Source organism: Flavobacterium frigoris PS1 (assembly GCF_000252125.1).
GTDB lineage: Bacteria > Bacteroidota > Bacteroidia > Flavobacteriales > Flavobacteriaceae > Flavobacterium > Flavobacterium frigoris_A.
Genome location: NZ_AHKF01000051.1, coordinates 1 through 707 on the forward strand (window position 1 = coordinate 1; position 707 = coordinate 707).

The window sequence follows — 707 nt, forward strand, 5'->3', positions numbered from 1 at the left end:
AATACAGTTCTTTAAAGGCAACTTTAGCGGCCTCTGCATGTTCTTTTGCCAGTTGTGCGTTCGCATTTGCTGACTGTTTTCTGGTAGTGTCTGTTTCACTAACATCATTTGCGGATTCTTCTGCCTTATTTGCGGCCTCAATGGCGTCATTTTTCGCTGCAAAACCATCGGCAACAGTCGTGGCTGACTTTGTGGTTTCTTTGGCAGTATGGGCAGTTTGAGTATGTATTTCAGTATCCCTTTCTGCTTTTATAGATTTTTCCTGCATCTGCAACTCAAAGGATTTTGGAAATTCTAAACTGTCAAACTGTGCTTTTGCCGCATCAGTAAGGTCTCCACTAAAGTTATAGAGTACCTTGCTTAAATAGGCTTTTAAGTCTGCTAGATTTACTGTTACGGTTGAATCTTCTGTCATGATTGTATAGATGAGAGCAAGTTTCTTGCGATCATCGTTTTGGCTGGAACTTAAAGTGATATTAACATATCCTCCATTTACCTTAACAACTTGACAAGCATTATCGGTCAAACTACAACCCATCCCATAATCAAAGCCAGCACTCCAAACTAAATCTTTATCGAAAGTCATGTCAAGTGTTCCGCTTTTGCTATTTCCCGAAAGGGAAGTGCTGGCCTGAATAGATCGGAAGAGCACACGTCTGAACTCCAGTCACACAGTGATATCGTATGCCGTCTTCTGCTTGAAAAAA

The 707-nt window shown here is 41.0% G+C and carries 1 protein-coding gene; it reads right to left on the bottom strand.

The genetic code is table 11. The annotated features are described in order from the left end of the window. Window positions 1-586: hypothetical protein (locus HJ01_RS17045; RefSeq protein ID WP_040474120.1), on the bottom strand; the 586-nt coding region annotated here is incomplete at its 3' end. Window positions 587-707 lie beyond the last annotated feature (121 nt).